Annotated in this window: 13 protein-coding genes; 11 read left to right on the top strand and 2 right to left on the bottom strand. The window is 32.7% G+C overall.

The features are described from left to right. From HN894_12425 to HN894_12375, 11 genes are all read left to right on the top strand, one after another. The coding region (locus tag HN894_12425) for a hypothetical protein (protein MBT7144127.1) at nt 1-141 on the top strand (141 nt) is incomplete at its 5' end. A 14-nt stretch (nt 142-155) separates the two neighbouring features. After that, nucleotides 156-3,101, top strand: a complete 2,946-nt coding sequence (locus HN894_12420; GenBank protein ID MBT7144126.1) for a CHAT domain-containing protein — start codon at nt 156-158, stop codon at nt 3,099-3,101. 149 nt (nt 3,102-3,250) lie between these two features. Beyond that, the gene (locus tag HN894_12415) at nt 3,251-5,350 is read left to right on the top strand and encodes a hypothetical protein (protein MBT7144125.1); all 2,100 of its coding nucleotides are present in this window, start codon (nt 3,251-3,253) and stop codon (nt 5,348-5,350) included. A 24-nt stretch (nt 5,351-5,374) separates the two neighbouring features. After that, nucleotides 5,375-6,796 (top strand): hypothetical protein, encoded by a 1,422-nt coding sequence (locus tag HN894_12410; GenBank protein ID MBT7144124.1) that lies wholly within the window; start codon nt 5,375-5,377, stop codon nt 6,794-6,796. Between the two features lie 394 nt (nt 6,797-7,190). Beyond that, nucleotides 7,191-10,421, top strand: a complete 3,231-nt coding sequence (locus tag HN894_12405) for an FAD-dependent oxidoreductase (GenBank protein MBT7144123.1) — start codon at nt 7,191-7,193, stop codon at nt 10,419-10,421. A 360-nt stretch (nt 10,422-10,781) separates the two neighbouring features. Next, entirely contained in the window at nt 10,782-11,573 is a 792-nt protein-coding gene (locus HN894_12400) for an ABC transporter permease (protein MBT7144122.1), read from the top strand. Nucleotides 11,574-11,576: 3 nt separating this feature from the next. Beyond that, a complete protein-coding gene (locus tag HN894_12395) occupies nt 11,577-12,341 on the top strand; it encodes an ABC transporter ATP-binding protein (protein ID MBT7144121.1) in 765 nt (254 codons plus the stop codon). 6 nt (nt 12,342-12,347) lie between these two features. Further along, nucleotides 12,348-13,142, top strand: a complete 795-nt coding sequence (locus tag HN894_12390) for a hypothetical protein (GenBank protein MBT7144120.1) — start codon at nt 12,348-12,350, stop codon at nt 13,140-13,142. 55 nt (nt 13,143-13,197) lie between these two features. Further along, entirely contained in the window at nt 13,198-14,850 is a 1,653-nt protein-coding gene (locus HN894_12385) for a glycosyltransferase family 4 protein (GenBank protein MBT7144119.1), read from the top strand. A 25-nt stretch (nt 14,851-14,875) separates the two neighbouring features. After that, nucleotides 14,876-15,973: a glycosyltransferase family 4 protein gene (locus tag HN894_12380; GenBank protein MBT7144118.1), complete on the top strand. Its 1,098-nt coding sequence runs from the start codon at nt 14,876-14,878 to the stop codon at nt 15,971-15,973. Continuing rightward, nucleotides 15,970-17,061, top strand: a complete 1,092-nt coding sequence (locus HN894_12375; GenBank protein ID MBT7144117.1) for a glycosyltransferase family 4 protein — start codon at nt 15,970-15,972, stop codon at nt 17,059-17,061. Before HN894_12380 ends, HN894_12375 begins: the two co-directional genes overlap by 4 nt. 209 nt (nt 17,062-17,270) lie before the next feature. Here the strand turns inward: HN894_12375 and HN894_12370 are convergent, their stop codons facing one another. Both HN894_12370 and HN894_12365 read right to left on the bottom strand, forming a co-directional pair. Then, the gene (locus HN894_12370; GenBank protein ID MBT7144116.1) at nt 17,271-18,743 is read right to left on the bottom strand and encodes a T9SS type A sorting domain-containing protein; all 1,473 of its coding nucleotides are present in this window, start codon (nt 18,741-18,743) and stop codon (nt 17,271-17,273) included. Beyond that, nucleotides 18,740-19,285 (bottom strand): DNA methyltransferase (locus HN894_12365; GenBank protein MBT7144115.1); only part of this gene is annotated, 546 nt, incomplete at its 5' end. The genes HN894_12365 and HN894_12370, both read right to left, overlap by 4 nt.

The raw sequence follows: 19,285 nt of genomic DNA, 5'->3' as shown, positions 1-19,285 counted from the left end.
TATAGAATAATATATCATTTGTCTGAAAAGGCAGAATTGGGATTATTTTTAAAAAATATTTTTAATGCCGAAAACATGAGTCGTCCGGGCGACATTTCTCCACCCCGAAACATTGCTGTAAAATTAAACTTCTTATTTTAGATAATAAAAGATCAATGAAAATAATAAAGAATCTGCCAACATTAATCATTGTCTTCATTTTATCTGTTTTGATATTATTTTCATGTAAAAATGAAAACAAAAAAGCAGATAATTTGTTAAGAAAGGGAAAAGAGTTGCACGAACAAGGAAGATGTGTTGATGCATTAAAACTCTATAACAAAGCCTTATTGGCAGAAAACAGCCTGCCCGAAATTAGAAAGGAAAAACTGATTAAACTTCATATTGCAAAAGGTGAAAGTTACAAAGAATTTAGTATTAATGATACTGCATTGGTAGAATTCGAACAGGCACTTAAAATTTCTGAAGAAATAAATGATACTCTAAATATTGCAATTTGCTACAAAAAATATGGCGAGACAAATAGAAAATTAAAAAAATATAAAGAAGCAATAGAGAATTACAATATTTCATTACAGTTGTTTGAAAAAATTGATAAAAAGGATAAGATTATTCAAGTATTAATGTTGCAAAGTATAACTAAACGTTTTGTTGATACAACATATATTGAATGTCATAATATTGCAAATAAGGCATTCCAATTTGCCAAACAATATGATGATCCTCAGCTCATATATGATGCATTGTTCAACATTGGGGATATACATTTTAAAATAAATCAAATTGATTCATGCTTAATTTATTTTAATAAAGCCATTGATTTTGCAAAAGAGTCGAAAGAAACTGTACTACATTCATATGGGATTTTTAGGTTAGGACAAATATATTATAAACAATTTAAGGACTATTCGAAAGCTATTCAAATTTTTAAAGAATCGATTGAACAAGAGAAAAAAGAAAGAAATAATCAAATCCTCATAGCAAAGAGTATGAGCAATATATCAACAATTTATGATTATCTTAAAAATTTTGATATTGCAATTACCTACGGAAAGGAAACCATTAAAATATTCAATGAAATTGGTAATAAAAAATTAGAAAGCGATGTCTTAGGAAATTTAATTAATACTTTAGTGAGTGACAGGAAGTTCGAGTCTGCTTTGTCATATGTCAATGATTTTAAAGAACTTAAACTCTCATTAAACGATAGTCTTGGCTATGCAATGTCATTATATAAATTAGGACAAATATATTTTATGTTGGACAGCCTTGAGAGAGCAATTAATGTTTTAAATAGTTCGAAAGCTGTGTATGAAAAATGGGGAAATGAAGAAGACCTTATTATCATTTCTAGCGGCATTGCATCGGCTTATGCTGACATGGGAGAAGCTGAATTGGCTTTACCGAATTATTTGAAAGTAAAAGCCTATTATGAGAATAAAAATGGCATAGTCAAATTAATTGCAATTTATCATAATTTAGGTACAATTTATTCTTTGTTAGAAAATTTTAGTGAGGCAAAAAAATATTTTCATAAATCAATTAACCTCATTAAAAAAATTATGAATAGAATTAGTGTGAAATATCAAATTGATTTTTATTCCCAGTTAATTAGAAATTATCATCGTTTAATCTTAGCTTATTACATGTCTGACGACATTGAGAGTACATTTTCAACTATAGAGTATAGCAAAGCAAAAGTTCTCGACAAAAAACTAAAAAATGAAAATGGCCAAAAAAATAGCATGTCAATTAAAAGTATTCAAGAGAATATTTCAGACTCAATTGGAATTGTAATATTCTCAGCTTCAGACTATAGCTATTTAATTCAAATGTATATATCAAAAGATACAGTGATTTCTATGAATAAGAGAAAATCAGAATTTAATTTATCAATTATTCCAAAAATTAAACCGTATTTGAGAGAATATATAGAAACAAATGGTTCAAAAAACGAATTAGACAAATTGGAAAACTATGATACTTCGTCCAATAAGAAAATAAATATGGAATTATTCTTACAAATTGTCTCCTATTATAGAAGTCTTATTTCAAGACCACTTACTGATTACAATTTAATTGAAATTCAGAGACAGATAGCAAAAGCATTATATCAGTTTTTAATTTCCGATTTAGATAGTGAAATATCAAGCAAATCACAACTGTTAATAGTCCCCGATGGTATGTTTCATCTTTTGCCTTTCGAGGCATTTATCAACGAAAAAGATGAATATTTCATAGAAACTCATAATATATCTTATTCACAATCGCTGTCAACATTAGAAATACTCAAAAATCGAAATTATAGTTTGCCCAAAGATATTATCATTTTTGGTGCATGTTCTGCTATTAACAATTTTGATACTATTCAAATTAACGAAACAGATGCTCAAGACATTGAACAGGCTCGAATAGATTTGTTCGAAGGTAACACAGTGGACAATATTGCAAAAATTTATAAGCAATTAGAAATAGGCAAAATGAATCATCTGATAGGCTCAGAAAAAGAAATAGCTCAACTATCTTCTATATTCGAGGAAGCTAATCATTTTACATATTCAGATGTTACAGAGCATCAGATAAAAAGGCTTTCTGAAAAATCTGCTCTTCAAAAATATAAAATAATCCATATTTCTACTCATAGTATGGCAGTTCAAGAATTGCCCAAATTATCTGCAATAGTATTGTCGCAATCCGAAGATATGAAAAATGAAGACGGATTTCTGACAGTTGATGAAATTTATAAACTAAAAATAAATACCGATTTCGTAAATCTTTCGTCGTGCGAGACAGGAAGTGGGAAAATATATAGTAGTGAAGGAGTTGTAGGCTTGTCGCAAGCATTTCTTATTGCCGGTGCCAATAGTGTATCTTCTACCTTATGGTCAGTGTCAGACAAATCTACTGAATGTTTTATGAGTGAATTTTATTCTTTATTAGCCGCTGAAAATATGTCATATTCTTTGGCACTCAATAAAGTTAAAAGAGATTTCATTAACGAAAAACACGACTCTTACTGGGCTCAACCATTCTATTGGGCTCCTTTTGTTTTTTACGGAAATTATAAAACTTCATATCAAAAAAACTTGAATCATGACTAATGAGTTTTACTTACATAGTTTGGTACGATCTTTTGTTAATGAAAATTCCTTAGGACTTTAACAATAAATTAGTAAACAATTGTTAAATATATATGTATAAATACGAATTATTAATTTTGCTGAGAATAATTTAAGAAAAACATGATAACATGAACAAAATATCATCATTTACAATAATCATAGTAATATTTTTTTTGGTCTTATCATCTTGCCGAAAAGATATTAAAAAGCCTGAAGATCTTTCGTGGAACCCAAGCATGGCTTTACCTATAGGGCATACACAACTTAGTTTGAGCGATGCTGTAGAACCAGACGACTCCTTAATTTTTGTCGATAAGGACAATTTCATAAGATTTGCCTACAAAGACGATTCTCTTTTTTCGTTCGATGTTTCGGAAATTATTGAAATTCCTGAACAAGATATAATTGAGGAAAATTATAAACTCGGAGAAATAGAACTGAGCAATTATGGACCAAATGAGACAGAGTTGCGTTTAGATTCATTAATTGAAAAAGTTGATACAGCCACAGCCAATTTAATAGATTCATTGCATGGTACTAATTCAGTATTTCCCCCATTGCAAACTTTAGAAGCCGATACACTTTTATTTGATGAGTTCGATGAATTTGCTGAAGTAACTTTTTCTGAAGGTTTTATCATAATGACGATTACAAATAATCTGCCTGTGGTAGTAGAAAATTTAGAAGCATCTCTGCAATGCGATCTCAATGAAACAAATTTCGAAATTTCATATGTTACATATCCTGTAATAGCAGTTGGCGAGACAATCTACGATACGATTGATGTGAGTGGGCAAACAATTTCAAGCAATTTTATAGTCGAGTTGATAACTTTAAGTTCGCCCGGTAGTGGAACAAACTTAGTTCCAATAAATCTCGGTATGGGCTTGATACTCAGTATTTCAACAAAAGATGTAAAAGTTATTCATGGAATTGCAAATATTCCGGAACAGGTTTTCACAAAAGATACCACAAATATCGATTTTGGGGTTGAAAGTGGAGAAAGACTTACAACAATCCACATGTCAAAAGCTATCATAGAATATAGTATTATCAATGATATACAGACAAATGTACAGGCACAACTAAAATTTCCTTACGTAATTAGGAATGGTTTTCCGGCTATTCACATAATTGATCTTTCAAGCTCAAATATTAATGGAATCTGGGATTTGTCGAACAGCATTTTCGACCTTACGGCAAATACCGATACCGGTTTTAATATTCTGCAAATGGAATACGAACTCAAGATTTTTGCATCTAACGAGTATGTAGAATTCGATTCGTCTAATAGTGTAGCAATTGAATTTGAGATTAACGAATTAGAATTTACATTAATTGAGGGATATATTGGACGGCAAGTTATCGAAATTCCTACAGATACTCTACCCCTTGGTATAGACATTTTAAAAGACATTTCAGGAGGTTTTGAGCTAAGCAATCCAAATTTAAAGATTAATATTACAAATTCGATTGGGCTACCCGCAGCATTTGATATAGATATGACAGGGAAATCGTATGACAACGATTTTGTCGAATTTGAATCTGACACAATGCAATTTCCATCTCCAATTTTTGTTGGTGACGAAATTTCCGAAACACTAATTATCGGGAAAGAAACTTCAAATATTGTTGAGTTAATTGCACTTCCTCCAAAAGAATTATACTTTTCAGGTGCAGTAATTACAAATCCCGATTCTGCAACTACCGGAGTAATATATTCAAATTTTGTTACAAACACTAGCAAAGTAGATATCGGCATTGAGCTCGACTTGCCTCTTGAGCTAAAATGCTCTGAGCTTATGTTAAAAGACACTATAGAATTAGATTTTGGAGAAGGTGGATTGCTTGGAGATAATGAAAATCAGGATATTGAGTCTGCTCTTTTAAATATTTTTGTAGATAATGGATTTCCTTTCGATCTGAATATAAATGTGATTTTTGCCGATTCTGTCGCTGATACTCATTTGGATTCCTTAAATATCGACTTGCTATCAGCCGCCAAAGTCGATGAAAATGGAAAAGTGTCGGAGTCGAGCGAAAGTAGCACAGAAGTATCAATTGATAAAAATAGAATGGACAATATTGAAAACTCCAATCAGCTTATTGTTTCAGCCAAACTTTCAACCACAAACAACGGAGAACAAGTCGTTAAACTATATCTTGATTATACGCTTGATGTATATCTTGCAATAAAAATTACAGGGATGTTTGAATTGGAAAATTAGACTGTTATTTAAAAACTAAATACTATGCAATTAAAACTTTTATATAAATCAATACTAATAGCAGTTGTTATTTCATTTATTTCAATTTCAGCTTTTTCTCAAAGTCAGACATTGTATTTTATGAATAACATAAATCAGAAAAATACATTGAATCCGGCTTTTCATGCAGATTGCAATGTGTTTTTTGGCTTTCCGGCATTAAGTTCCCTGGCTTTGAATCTCGGATTTCAAGACCTCGATTATTATGAAATGCTGAATACAAATATTCACGAACTTTCTAATCATTTTGCTGAGGATAATTATTTTGCGAATAACTTAGATTTAAATATTATTTCGTTAGGATTGAGAAACAATAAGATGTTTTTTTCTTTCGATATGACTTTAAAAAATAATTTGAATGTAAATATCCCGAAAGATTTGGTAACTTTTGTAAGCGAAGGAAATGGCAATCATATTGGTGAAACCTTCGATTTTAGCAATTTCAAGCTTCAATTCGATTTATATTTAGAATATGCCTTCGGATTTTCATACGAAATAAATAGAAAAATTACTGCCGGAGTAAAAGCAAAACTACTTTCGGGTCAAGCAAATTTAAATACAAGCAAATTCGACATTACTTTATATACAAATCCAAATACATATTATATCGATCTTTACTCTGATGTTCAGGTAGATGCATCCATTCCTGCAAACCTTATTTTAAATTCTGAAACTCAAGAAATTGAGGACTTTGAAATGATTGACGAGGATGCAGACTACTTTCTCAGCAATTATCTTCTAAACAATCAAAACAAAGGATTTGCAATCGATTGTGGAGTTTTATACAAACCTATCAATAAATTGGAAGTCTCGGCAAGTATTATCGATATTGGCAAAATAAACTGGAATTCATATGTTTTCAGCGTTTTTCAAAATGGTGAATATACATATACCGGCATTGATTTTTCTCCTCAAGAAATTAACAACGATTTCGAAAGTGTTGACGAAATGATTGATAGCTTACAAAATATATTTTTGGTAACCGCAAACTATGAAAAATACAAAACAAGGCTAACTCCTAAATTATTTGTTGGGGCTAAATATCAAATTACTAACAAAATAAATCTTGGATTGCTCTATCGTTCAGATATATACGATGAAAAATTTCATAATTATGTTACCAGTTCGGTTAATACAGAATTTTTCAAATGGCTATCATTGAGCATGAGTTATACCTATGCCTCACATTTGGGAAACAATCTTGGATTCGGTGCTGGTTTTACTGCAAAGGCATTCCAATTTTATATTATTGCTGATAATATTGTAGGTTGGCGTATCGACCAAATTGACAAATTCCCTTGGCCTTACCAAGCCAGAACATTTAATTTTCAGTTTGGCATAAATTTTCTTTTTGGAAGAGAAAAACATGAGGCTTTAGATGAAAATACTATGTATATTTACGATTAGAGAATCCTGCATACGCAGACATGTTGAGCGTGCGTTTGCCAAGCTATAGTTGTTTCTGTAACAAAATATGGCTTCCCATAATCATTTATTATACAACTGCCAGATATCAAACTTTTTATTCAAAATATCTAATATAAAAGTATTTGGTTGAATTTTGAGTAGTTAAAAATTTAGTTTTCATAAAAGTAATCACCTTTATACTTTTAACACATTGACAATTTGTTGGTGTGAGCAGTGTTCAATTTCAAAAACATTCAACATTCAATACAGGATTCTCAATTTTACTAAATCAAAAATTTGGCTTTCAAATTATAATGACAAAGGTCATTGAAAGTATGCATACAAAATGAATATTTTTGCTTCAAGTATTTAGTGAAAAATATAGTTGGAAATTATGTATAAGATTATTGAACATCCAATAATTGATATTGAAGATGCTGCAAAAGTTGCTTTCAGTTTTAATAAGGAAAAAGTAGTTGGAGAAAAGGGTTTTACTATAGCAGCTGCTTTGCATCAGGCTGGATATCCTATTCATAGTCATAGTCTTCAAAATAGAAATAGAAGTCTCCAATGTGGAATTGGCAAATGCGGTGCTTGCGAAATGTTAGTCGATGGGCAGACAAAAAGAATTTGTATTACAAAAGTTGACGATGTAAAAGAAGTTCAGGAAATTCCAAAAACATATACTCCAAAAATATCTATTTCAGATGTAAATCAGGCAAATAAAATATATAAAACAACGGTAGCAATTATTGGTGCCGGACCAGCCGGACTGGCTGCACGCGAAGAACTTAACAAACAAAATATAAACAATATTGTAATCGACAACAATGACAAAATCGGCGGGCAATTTCTAATGCAAACACATCAGTTTTTCTTTTTCGAAAAAGAGAAAAAATATGGCGGTATGCGCGGATTCGATATTGCAGAAACTCTTGCTGGAGATTGTCACGATGGAATTTTCCTAAATTCAACAGTTTGGGATATTCTCGAAGGAAAAAGAATTGCTGTCAAAAATATTAATTCAGACGAAATATACTTTGTAGATGCAGAATATCTTGTTGTTGCAACAGGAGCAGTTCCCTTTATGCCAAGTTTTGAAAACGACGATTTGCCAGGAGTTTATACTGCAGCAGTTGTTCAGAAAATGATGAATACAGAACTTACCCTCTTGGGGAAAAACGTTTTGACAATTGGAGCTGGAAATATTGGCTATCTTACTTCCTATCAGTTGATGCAAGCAGGAGCAAATGTTAAGGCAATTATCGAAGCTTTACCCTGCGAAGGAGGTTTTCCTGTTCAGGCAAATCGTGTCAGACGATTAGGAATTCCTGTCATCCTTTCGCACATTTTGCTGAAAGCTGTTCCAAATGAGGATAATACCGGAATTACAGGAGCAATAGTTGCCGAGTGCGAAAATTTCAAACCTATTCCGGGAACTGAAAAACTTATTGACAATATTGATGCAATAAATATATGCACCGGACTGGTTTCCGACAATCAGCTTTTTATAAAAGGAAACGAAATTTTTGGTCGCAAAAGTTTTGGTGCCGGTGATTCTATAAGAATAGGTGAAGGTACAAGTGCCGTACTTCGCGGAAAACAAGTAGCTTTCGAAATTTTGCAAGAAATGGGCAAAAATTACGATTACGAAGAATATTTGTCTGTTTCTAAAGAATATATCGAATCGCAGCAACATCCTATTTTAGTAATGGATAAGCCATTTTTTCCCAACGAAAAAAGATTTAGCTCAAAACCCTTTGTTATTCTCGATTGTAATTATGGTTTTGCTTGCAATCCTTGCGAATTTGCATGTAAGCAAGGTGCAATAACCAAAACTTCAACAAGCACAGTTCCATTAATCGATTTTGATAAATGTACCGGGTGCATGGATTGCGTTTATCAATGTCCTGGATTGGCAATTTTTGGATATAATCCAAAAAAAGATTGGTTATTTCTTCCTATAGAATATGCTGTTGAAGAAAAATCTGAGGTGTATTTAGTTGATAATAATGGAGAAAGACTCGGAGAAGGAATTGTAGAAAAAATTCTCAGAAAAAAGAATAAAACGCATATCGCCAGAGTAAAATCTTTGAAGTTTATTGGGAACAATATTACTGAAGTACGTGGATTTATTTCAAAAAATATTTATCCTGAAAAATTTGAGTTTGCTGAAAAGCTTCCGGAAATGGAATCTGAAACGTATATTTGTCATTGCGATGATGTAAAACTCAATGATATATTACATGTTGTTGGCGATCGAAAATTTATATCGGTTGATGAAATAAAACATACTACCAGACTTGGAATGGGTGCTTGCCGCGGAAGCCGGTGCATAAAACGACTAAAACAATCAATTCGGCCATATGGAATTTCAATTATTGATGAAGCCACACCAAGAGGTCCGCTTTCCAATCAAATCAACTTAGGTGAACTTTACCCAAAGAAAGCAAACGAAAAAATTATTGGACAAATCAACAAATCTATAAAGAAAGTTAAAGTTCAATCGTTGGTTGCAGGTGGTGGAATTGCTGGCAGTGCATTGTTTAGGTATCTTGCCGAAGCCGGACAGAATCCTATTTTACTAAATTTTGGTCGAGGAGGATCATGGAGAAATATCGCCGGAGGTCGCTCAAATTTCAGTTTGCCAGAATTGGCTGAAATTGCATCTGAAAATCTTAATATATTTAAGGAACTTCAAGAAATCAGTAATATTGATTTTTTGCCAATCAATTATGTAACTTTTGCTCATAACGACGAAATGTATAACGCACTTCAGAATTCTATGTCATGGTCTGAAGCAGAAATGATTGAACCAAAAGATTTTCGCCGGAAAATTTCACATTATATTAATCCTGATATAAAAAAATATAATGCTGCTTTAGTTACAAAGAATTGCTGGCAGGCAACACCTGGAAAGGTGATTGATCTTATCAGAAGAATTGGTTTGGATCAGGGAGGTAATGTTCTCGAAGATTGCAAATTAATTAACCTTGAGAAAGAAAAAAACGTTTTCAAAGTATTGGTTCAAACACATGAAAAAGAATATATAGAATACGAAACAGAAAATTTCATAAATGCTTTAGGTTCAGATGGCAATCTGTTTGCAAAAAAACTTGGCATTGAAACCGAACTATTCTCGGTTAAGCATCAGGCATTTATAACTCGTCGTTTGCCACACCTTGGTTTGAATAATTCTCCTCTACCAATGATGATAGATCGACAAAAATATAAAGGTTTCTCGGCCGTTTACGGACAACAACTTGTCGAAACAGGACAAATTATTGGTTGCGCTTCGCCAATGAATGAAGCTAATGAAACAGGCAAAAACGTTAAAATTAGTTCAAAAGAGTTTATTGAAATAGTGTCAGAAGTATTTCTTGATTGGTTGCCACAATTGTCATCAGTTGGTTTTCAGGCGCTTTGGAGCGGCTACTACGTTGAGCCACGAATGATTATTGATGCCGATTTGGGCTTATTTATTGGACTTAGAGGACAAGGATTTATGTTGGGACAGCACCTTGCAAAGCTTTATGTTGATAAAATTACCGGGAAAAATGTTCCTGAATATTTCAATCGTCTTGCAATAAATGGTGATGGACTTTTAGAGAAAGCTTTCAAATAAAATCCTTGTTTTGAACAATTCAGCCCGCTATATGCAGGATTCCTGACCTTTTCTTAAAAGACACTTCAAAAATATTGAGTTTTCTTAGATATTCTTTCTTATCCACAATTTTATATTTGCTTCTTCTAATAATTTTTCGGTTTCAGTAAAATAGAAAAAACCAAATAAAATATTTATGTTTGTTGCAGATATTTGTATTGCACAGTTTAGTTTTGTTGTGTTACAAAGTGTAACTGACAGGGCGAAGCTGTGATAATGGTGTCGTTTTGGATTAAACTATTTGAAATAGTACATGAATTGCTTAAATAAGAAATTCAGAATAGAGATTGTTTAGATAATTTTAGTTGAACAAATTTGAGAATGATAGTAAAGAAAATATTAGAATCTTTGCCTGAAAATAATCAGTTTGAAAGAATTTGGATTCTGGCAAAAACAGATTTTAAAATCAGGTATTATGGTACGTTTTTAGGGCTGGTATGGGCTCTCATAAATCCGCTTTTTCGTCTTTCTGTTTATTATATCGTTTTTTCTTTAGTAATAGAGCATAATATACCAAATTACGGATTGCATATTTTTTCCGGCTTAGTGATTTGGATGTTCTTTCTTGAAGGAACCAAGAAGGGTTTGAATATGATTAAAAGCAAAAGATATTTGCTTGAGAATGTAGATTTTAATAAACTTGATATTTATATATCGGCAGTTTTAAGCAGTTTGATGGGATTGCTTTTTAATATATTTGTTTATCTGATTGCAAGCTCATTTTCAGGCATTTTCCCCAATTGGAACTTATTGTTTCTTCCTTTGATGATACTAAATGTCTGTATTCTTGTTTTAGCAATCAGCATAATTTTATCAGTTATTCATATTTTTATACGCGATGTAAGTCAAATTTGGGATATGCTTTTGCTTGCACTTTTTTGGCTGAACCCAATTTTCTTTGCCAGAACATCTCGAGTATTTGATAAGTTTCCTGCCTTATTATATGCTAATCCGGTTGCAGGAATAATTATAAATACAAGAAATGTTTTACTTTATGGAAAGCCGCCCGATTGGGGAGTTTTATTGTTCGATTATGCTTATGCCTTGGCTCTTCTCGGAATTGGATTAATTGTTTTCAAAAAGTTGTTTCACAAAGCGGCAGAAAAGTTCTAAGATATGAAAAATCAAACGGTTATCAAATTCGAGAATGTAAGTAAAACATTTTCTATTCAAGATAATAAAACCCAAACTTTTCGTGAAGTAATCATAGATCTTATTAGCTCGAAAAGAAAAAGACAAATCAAAGCTGTCAAAAATGTAAGTTTTGAAATTAAAAAAGGCGAATTTATTGGTATAGTTGGAGCCAATGGAAGTGGTAAATCTACATTGTTGCACCTAATGAGTGGAGTTTATAAACCAGACAAAGGCGGAAAAGTTACAACCATCGGTAGTTTCATCAGATTAAGCTTAGGTTTGGGATTTAACATCGAACTTACTGCTCGTGAGAATATTTATATCAATGCTTCGGTGATGGGATTGACTTTTAAGCAGATTGGAAGAAGGTTTTACAAAATAATAGAATTTGCAGAATTGAACGATTTTATCGACACAAAAATCAAATATTACTCCAAAGGAATGAAAAGTAGATTAGCTTTTGCCATTGCCATTCATGCCGAAGCAGATATTTTTTTAATGGACGAATTTTTTGGAGGTGTGGGCGATGAGAAATTTAAAGAAAAATCTGATAAAATTTTCAATGAAGCTTTCATTCAAGGACAAACCATTATTCATGTAAGCCATAATCTGGGAACTGTGAAAAAATATGCCAATCGTGTTTTTTTGATGCACAAAGGAGAATGCATCCAAATTGGCTCTCCGGCCGAAGTACTTGAAACTTATCGCAAAACAATCAAAGTGAAAAAACTCACTTTGGAAGTATAAATTAGAATGAATAAAGATATTGATAAACCAAATATTATCCTTGCTTCCTTTCCTCGATCGGGAAATACTTTTTTGAGGAATGTGCTTTACGAAGTTTATGGAATATATTCCTGGAATAGTATCGAGATTTACAATAAAAGTATCGAAAAGCTTCAAAATTTAAGCGAACGCAAGCAAAAAAAAGGAAAACTTAACGAGAAAGCGGAATTCAGATTAAGTGAGTTACAATCAAAATTTAATTTTCTGGTTCTGAAATCGCATGAGCTGCCATCCAAAACCTTGCGTTTATGTGCAAAAGAAAACCATATTATTTATTTAGTTAGAGATGGAAGAGATGCTTTGATTTCGATGGCTCATCATAGGAAAGATATAGTAGAACCCGGAACCGATTTCACAAAAAATTTAAAATCTGCCATAAGAGCACCATTTGGTTCATACTTTGGTGGCTGGTCTCGCAATGTTGAGCAATGGACTAAACTCGCCGATATTGTTATCAAATTTGAAGATTTTATTCTCGACCCACTCAAATATACTGAGTCGTTTCGTTCATTTATGGATATGCCCGAACCATTAGCAGATAAAATTCCAACTTTCGAATCTCAAAGAAATGGAGATGCGTTTTTTGGTGGTAACGAAAGACAAAAATATACCGAAAGCGAAAAACATGAATTTAATAATTTGTTTTTCAGAAGAGGTAAAGTTGGTGAATGGAAAAATGAAATGTCGGAAAAGTTGCAACGTATGTTTTGGAAAAAGCACGGTAACACTTTGGAAAAAATGGGATATACTAAGGATGAATAAAGTTTGGGAGAATTAATAATGCAAGTGTTGGCATATTTTATTGCCAATTATATTTATGAAAAATAAAATCCTAATAGTCTCACCCACTCCGAGCCATCCGCAAAATGCCGGTAACCGAAGCCGTATTTTTCAGTTTGTAAACATTCTGAAAACCTTTGGTTTCGAAATTCATTTCCTGTATTTCAACATGGAATCGAATGCTAAGCATGTTACTACTCAAGCAGATAATAAAGCTATGAGAGAGGCATGGGATAAGTTTTATTTTGTCCCAAATACTAATCCGGCGGTAATTAGGCAACTTAAGAAAAATATCGCAATGGCAAAGCAAGGAGAAACAAATGAATTGAAAAACAATCTGAGCTTTCCCAAAAATGAACTTGCTCCTTTTCACGCTATTAGAAATTACTTCTCAATTGCCCTGATAGGTTTTGTAAATCAAATTAACCACATCATTGTTGAAATTGATGCCTGGATTGGAATATTGGGGAGGAAGCTTTTGAAAGTTGATCCCAGAGTTTACATATTCTTAAGGAAAACTTTCATAGGAAATAAACAATCATTGCTAAATAAAAATCCTGTACGTAGTCTTGACGATGAGGAGACAGACCAACTTCAAATTCCTGATATTAATAAAACTGCGTTGACAGAAAGTTTTGAAAAAGAAGACGATAAGCAAGAAGAAAATAAAATTGAAGAGTCAATATCCATAGAACGCATTGAAAATGTAGGCATTAACAAAAACTTCAAAAAAGAAGAAAATCAAAATGATAGAAATTCAGAAAATCTTGTTTACAAAATTGACGACTGGTATAACGAGGGTCTCGACAGCATTGCGAGTTTTTTACATAAAAAATACAATTACGATATAGTATTAGCCGAATATGTTTTTATGTCGCGGGTTTTGCTCAATTTTCCTGAAACAGTTTTAAAAGTAATTGATACTCACGATATTTTTACAAATCGGAATCTGAATTACAAAAAAATGGGTTTTCAGGATTCCTTCTTTTCAACCTCAAGGAGCGAGGAAACAAAAGGTTTCAATCGTGCCGATGTTTTGATAGCTATTCAGAAAAAAGAGGAAGCTATTATAAAAAATATGACAAAAACACAGCAGGTTTTCACTATAGGGCATAAGGTTGAGATTTATTCTGCAAAAATGAGAAACACTGCCCGCTACCAAATTCTTTATCTTGGTGCCGGAAATATTAGCAATATCGATGGAATAAATTATTTTATTGAATATATTTTACCCAAGCTGGTCGCCAAAATCGAAAATGTAAAACTCGTACTATCCGGAAATATTTGCAATCACATTGTCGATGCCCCAAATATTGAAAAATTGGGCGAAGTGAAAAACATTGAAGATGCCTACAAAGAAGCAGATATTGTGATAAATCCGGGAAGAGTTGGCACCGGTTTAAAAATTAAGAACATTGAAGCCTTGGGTTTCGGACTGCCTTTAGTTTGCACTTCTCAGGCTGCTGAAGGGATGGATTGTTTGAATAATGAATTTATGGTTGCTGACGATCTTGAAAGTTTTACTGCTGCTATTTTAAATTTGTTTCTGAATGAGGAATCATACAATACTCAAGCAAAAAGGGCTATTGATTTTGCTGAAAATTACAATGAAAATATATTTACCAATGTGAAGAGCATTTTTATAGATCAGCCAAAACTTCATAAAATCGATAAAACGGAGAAAACTTAAAATTTTATGTTAACAAGAAATTAATATGCGAATAGCAATATTAGCTGACCCGCTCGACAATCAATATGCCGGAGTTCATATTTACACAAAAGAGATGATAAAATCTTTGATAAAATATGATCAGCAAAACGAATATATTTTAATAAGGCAAAAAAAGGATAATAAATTCACTGGAATTGAGCAACATATTATTCCAAATTTTCCAAAAATCCCTACTTTTGCTTCACTCCGACTTTTTGTGATAGTCCCATTTTTACTTAGAAAACTAAAAGTTGATGCAGTAGTTGAGCCTGCTCATTTTGGTCCTTTCAACCTTCCAAAACGGATTAAACGTATCACAATAATTCATGATTTAACACCGATAATTTTTTCACATCTTCATCGCTATCACAGCCAATTGCTGCAAAAGATATTTTTGAAAAGGATTCTGAAAAAAGCCGATATTATTATTTCAAATTCTGAAAATACAACTAAGGATCTTCATAAATACTATCCTTTTACAAAAGGAAAAGTGAATAGAATTTATCTTGGAAGGGATAAGGATTTCAGAAAAAATGAAAATGCTAAAATCATTTCAAAATTAAATTTAGATAAAAAATATTTTCTGTCGGTCGGGACAATTGAACCGCGAAAAAATCTAGTAACGCTCCTCGAAGCATATCAGATTTTCAGAAGACAAAATACTGAAATTCATAAACTTATAATTGTAGGAAAAGAAGGTTGGAAAACCGAAAATTTTTTTTCGGCATTAGAAAATCATCCATTCAAAGAGGACATCGAAATTTTGGGATACGTCAGCAAAGAGGAGCTTACCGTTTTATATTCGCAAGCCATTGCACTTATTTATCCTTCATTGTACGAAGGTTTTGGTTTGCCAATTTTGGAAGCAATGTCCTGTGGCACGGCTTGTATAGTTTCCGATTCATCGAGTTTGCCCGAAGTGGGAGGCGATGCTGCAAAATATTTCAGCCCTACTGATGCAAATGAACTTTGCGAAGCTATGCTTGAAATAAGCAAAAATGAAAAGTTGCGATATGAAATGAATAAAAAATCGTTATCACAGTCGGCAAAATTTTCATGGGAAATTTTTGCAAAAGAGTTTCAACAATCTGTTACAAAATGAAAATCCTCTTCATATTAGAATATTATTACCCAAATATTGGTGGAGTTGAAACTTTGTTCAAAACATTGGCAGAGAAGCTTGTTCAAAATGGCAATGAGGTTGAAGTTGTAACAATGAGATTTAGCCCTGAGCTTCCGCATGAAGAATTCGTAAATGGTGTTTCAATAAAAAGGCTGAAACTAACAAACCGAATAGCTTTTGCTCTCTTGTCAGGTTTTTATCTGTATAAAAATGTGCGAAGGTGCGACATTATTCACACAACTTCTTCGAGTGCAGGTTTTCCATCATCTGTGCTGGCAAAACTTTTCAGGAAAAAAGTTGTAATAACTTTTCACGAACTGTGGGGAAAACTTTGGTTTAAGCTTCCTTTTATGGATTTTTTTACACGCAATTTCAATTTTTTGTTCGAGCAAATAATTGCCCGACTGCCATACAGCAAGATTGTTACAGTTTCGGACTATACAAAAAACTGTCTGATTGATTCCGGAATTTCAACAGAAAAAATTTCAAGGATATATAACGGACTCGATTATGAAAAGTTTAATGGAGCAAAATGGCAAGCACCGGAGAATTTTACTTTCACATTCTTCGGAAGGCTCGGAGTATCAAAAGGATTGGATATTTTGATTCCTGCTGCAGCGAAATTTTTTAAGAAAAATCCTGATGCAAGTTTAAAATTAATTATTCCGACTATTCCAAAAAAGTTTTTCGCGAAAGTGAAAAAATTGTTGGAACAATGGCAAATTTCGAAACAATGTGAGATTTTGAACAATCTGGAAAAAGAGGAATTGAATAGACATTTGTGTTCGTCAAGCTGTGTGGTGGTTTCATCATATAGCGAAGGTTTTTGCTTTGCAGCCACCGAAGCCATTGCAATGAATATTCCTGTAATTTCGTCGGACAAAGGAGCTTTGAAAGAAGTTATTTCAGGCAGATATATTAAGCTGAATTCATTAAGTTTCAAATCATTAGCCGAGGCATTGCAGTTGGCAAAAGAAGGAAAATGGACAATTTCGCCCATAAAAAAATTTGATCTTCTTACTCAGGTAAAATCATATATTGAATTGTATGAATCAATGGTAAAATGAAAAATGTATCGCATAAATACCTTTTGTTGGAAACAAAAACTTTTAAATTGAAGAGCATAAATTAGTAAAAAATTTGATAGATATCTCGTCAGGGACCGTTTTATTTTATTACTATAATCAATCTTTTTCTATGAGTGCTGGCAATGGTTTGCAAGAGTTTTGTTTACAGGCAGAAATCTAAAATCCAAAACCAATTATCCCAAAAAACTTCACTCAACAACCAATTTCTCAATTCTATGAATATTTTCTTTTGTGTTTTTTAATGAAACAAAATATATTCCTGAAGAAAGTTTTGAAATATTGATAGTAGAATTTTTAGTTGCTATTATTTCTCTTCCGAAAATATCAGAGATTTTAACTTCAGTAAAATTGTCCTTTTTTATGAAAATGTTGTTTTTTGCAGGATTTGGATAGATTGCAAAGTCCACTTCATTTTCATTAAAGGAATGTTGCTCACTATTTACATTCAACCCGCACAAAACATAATTCAAAGTGTCTGCAAGGGGAGTTCCTGCAATGGTTCCTGAACCAGAGGAAGTTTCAATATAGTCGCCCGTAATTTCCCAAATTATTACACCACGAGCATTATTATCGACAACATATTGTGCTTTCATGGCAATTGATTGCTCGTCGTCGTAAGAAACAAATGTGTTTATGCTATTTCCGAGCAAATACGGAACTTGTGCCTGACTATCCCAAAAACTTGAAAAAAGGTTCATTTTATTCAAGACATTGTAATATAAAGGACTACCATCGTCTTCCCAAAATGTAGAATTGTCGGCACTGCCCGAATGTGTTTGATGCAATCCGGTACAAGTTGTTACCGAACGTCCGTAGAAGGGAACACCAATATTTAGTTTCGAGGCAGGTAAACCATATGTTTGAGTAATATTTGTGAAAGCTGAATGAATATTAAAACTTGTGTCGCCAGCTGCAGGAGCATAAAGTGGCGAATTGTGATTACTTAATGTACTGAATGCTCCAAAAAAATCGTATGTCATAAGATTAAACATATCTAAAATTCCAATTAGATTGTTCCACTCAATAATTTGCATTTTTGCAGGGTCTGCACTAAAACATGAAGAAAGCAGGTAATCGTTCCCATTTTGTAAGCCGTAAGCATCTATCGAATCTCTAATTTCTTGAAGCAATAAAGTGTAATTCACACCATCGGCAGGTGTTCCGTTGTGGGGAGCATATCCGGGATATTCCCAATCAATATCAATACCATCGAAATTATAATCTTGCAGCAGTCTAACACATTCGCTTGCAAAGATTGTTCGTTTGTTGGGGTTTGCAGCTATTGCCGGAAAATTATTTGACAAAGTCCAGCCGCCAATAGAAACCATTACTTTTACATTGTTAGTGTGAGCAATATCAATCAAGGAAGTGTTCGGAAGGTATCCGCCATTTACCCAATCATGCTGCCCGAACAATAAATTTTCGTCTGCCCATGAATCAGTTTCAGAAATTGATCCATTCAGATTTGCATTAAAAAATGCATAATTTAGTATCGAATATTTTGAATAATCAATAGCTGAGGGCTCTACAAGATTTGCACGATCGTACCACTGCCAGTTTGGATAGTAGCCAATTACTTCTTTGCAGGGCTGGGCTTTAAGGTTTGTATTTAATAAAAATACAAAAATTACAATTTGTAAAATTAGTTTTGAGTTTTTCATTTTGTTAAATTTTTATTATCGTGAGGTTCTTCTATTTCCATTTGGTTTACAATTTTCATTGTCTTTACAGAAACTGTTGTAACTCGCCTGATTAAATCAATTACGGTTTCTTTGTAGTCAGCAAATTTGTAAGTATTAAATTTTTCGGCAATGGTTTTGTCTCTTGGCTTTTTTTCTTTGTATTGGTCAAGAATCCAATCTATTGCGCTGCGATTGCCGAGCTTATAATCGAATGCAATATCCGGAATGTTTAAAATGCTTGTGTTTTCGTCTAATATTATTTCGTTGGTTTCTTTGTTGCGTCTTAATTTTGCTTTGGGCTTTTCTTTTTGTTTTTCTTCTTCGATTATTTTTAAATCGTATGACTCAACAGTTTCGTATTTTATGTGCAAATCCATAAGCCGTTTGCCCCAGTTTACCCACTTGAAAAAATCTTTGTAAAACGGTAGGCGAGGAAATTCTCGTTTTAAATTTAGTTCGTATTTTTTGCGGTATGCAGGGTTGTGTAATACGCCATAAGTATAGTGGAAAATATCCAACTT

It is taken from the genome of Bacteroidota bacterium, assembly GCA_018692315.1.
Taxonomy (GTDB): domain Bacteria; phylum Bacteroidota; class Bacteroidia; order Bacteroidales; family JABHKC01; genus JABHKC01.
This window is presented reverse-complemented; position numbering and strand designations above follow the sequence as displayed.

Excerpts from the sequence above, each read along its gene's own strand:
- HN894_12420 (MBT7144126.1), top strand. The coding sequence starts at position 156 with ATGAAAATAATAAAGAATCTGCCAACATTAATCATTGTCTTCATTTTA.
- HN894_12415 (MBT7144125.1), top strand. The coding sequence starts at position 3,251 with ATGAACAAAATATCATCATTTACAATAATCATAGTAATATTTTTTTTG.
- HN894_12410 (MBT7144124.1), top strand. The coding sequence starts at position 5,375 with ATGCAATTAAAACTTTTATATAAATCAATACTAATAGCAGTTGTTATT.
- HN894_12405 (MBT7144123.1), top strand. The coding sequence starts at position 7,191 with ATGTATAAGATTATTGAACATCCAATAATTGATATTGAAGATGCTGCA.
- HN894_12400 (MBT7144122.1), top strand. The coding sequence starts at position 10,782 with ATGATAGTAAAGAAAATATTAGAATCTTTGCCTGAAAATAATCAGTTT.
- HN894_12395 (MBT7144121.1), top strand. The coding sequence starts at position 11,577 with ATGAAAAATCAAACGGTTATCAAATTCGAGAATGTAAGTAAAACATTT.
- HN894_12390 (MBT7144120.1), top strand. The coding sequence starts at position 12,348 with ATGAATAAAGATATTGATAAACCAAATATTATCCTTGCTTCCTTTCCT.
- HN894_12385 (MBT7144119.1), top strand. The coding sequence starts at position 13,198 with ATGAAAAATAAAATCCTAATAGTCTCACCCACTCCGAGCCATCCGCAA.
- HN894_12380 (MBT7144118.1), top strand. The coding sequence starts at position 14,876 with ATGCGAATAGCAATATTAGCTGACCCGCTCGACAATCAATATGCCGGA.
- HN894_12375 (MBT7144117.1), top strand. The coding sequence starts at position 15,970 with ATGAAAATCCTCTTCATATTAGAATATTATTACCCAAATATTGGTGGA.
- HN894_12370 (MBT7144116.1), bottom strand. The coding sequence starts at position 18,743 with ATGAAAAACTCAAAACTAATTTTACAAATTGTAATTTTTGTATTTTTA.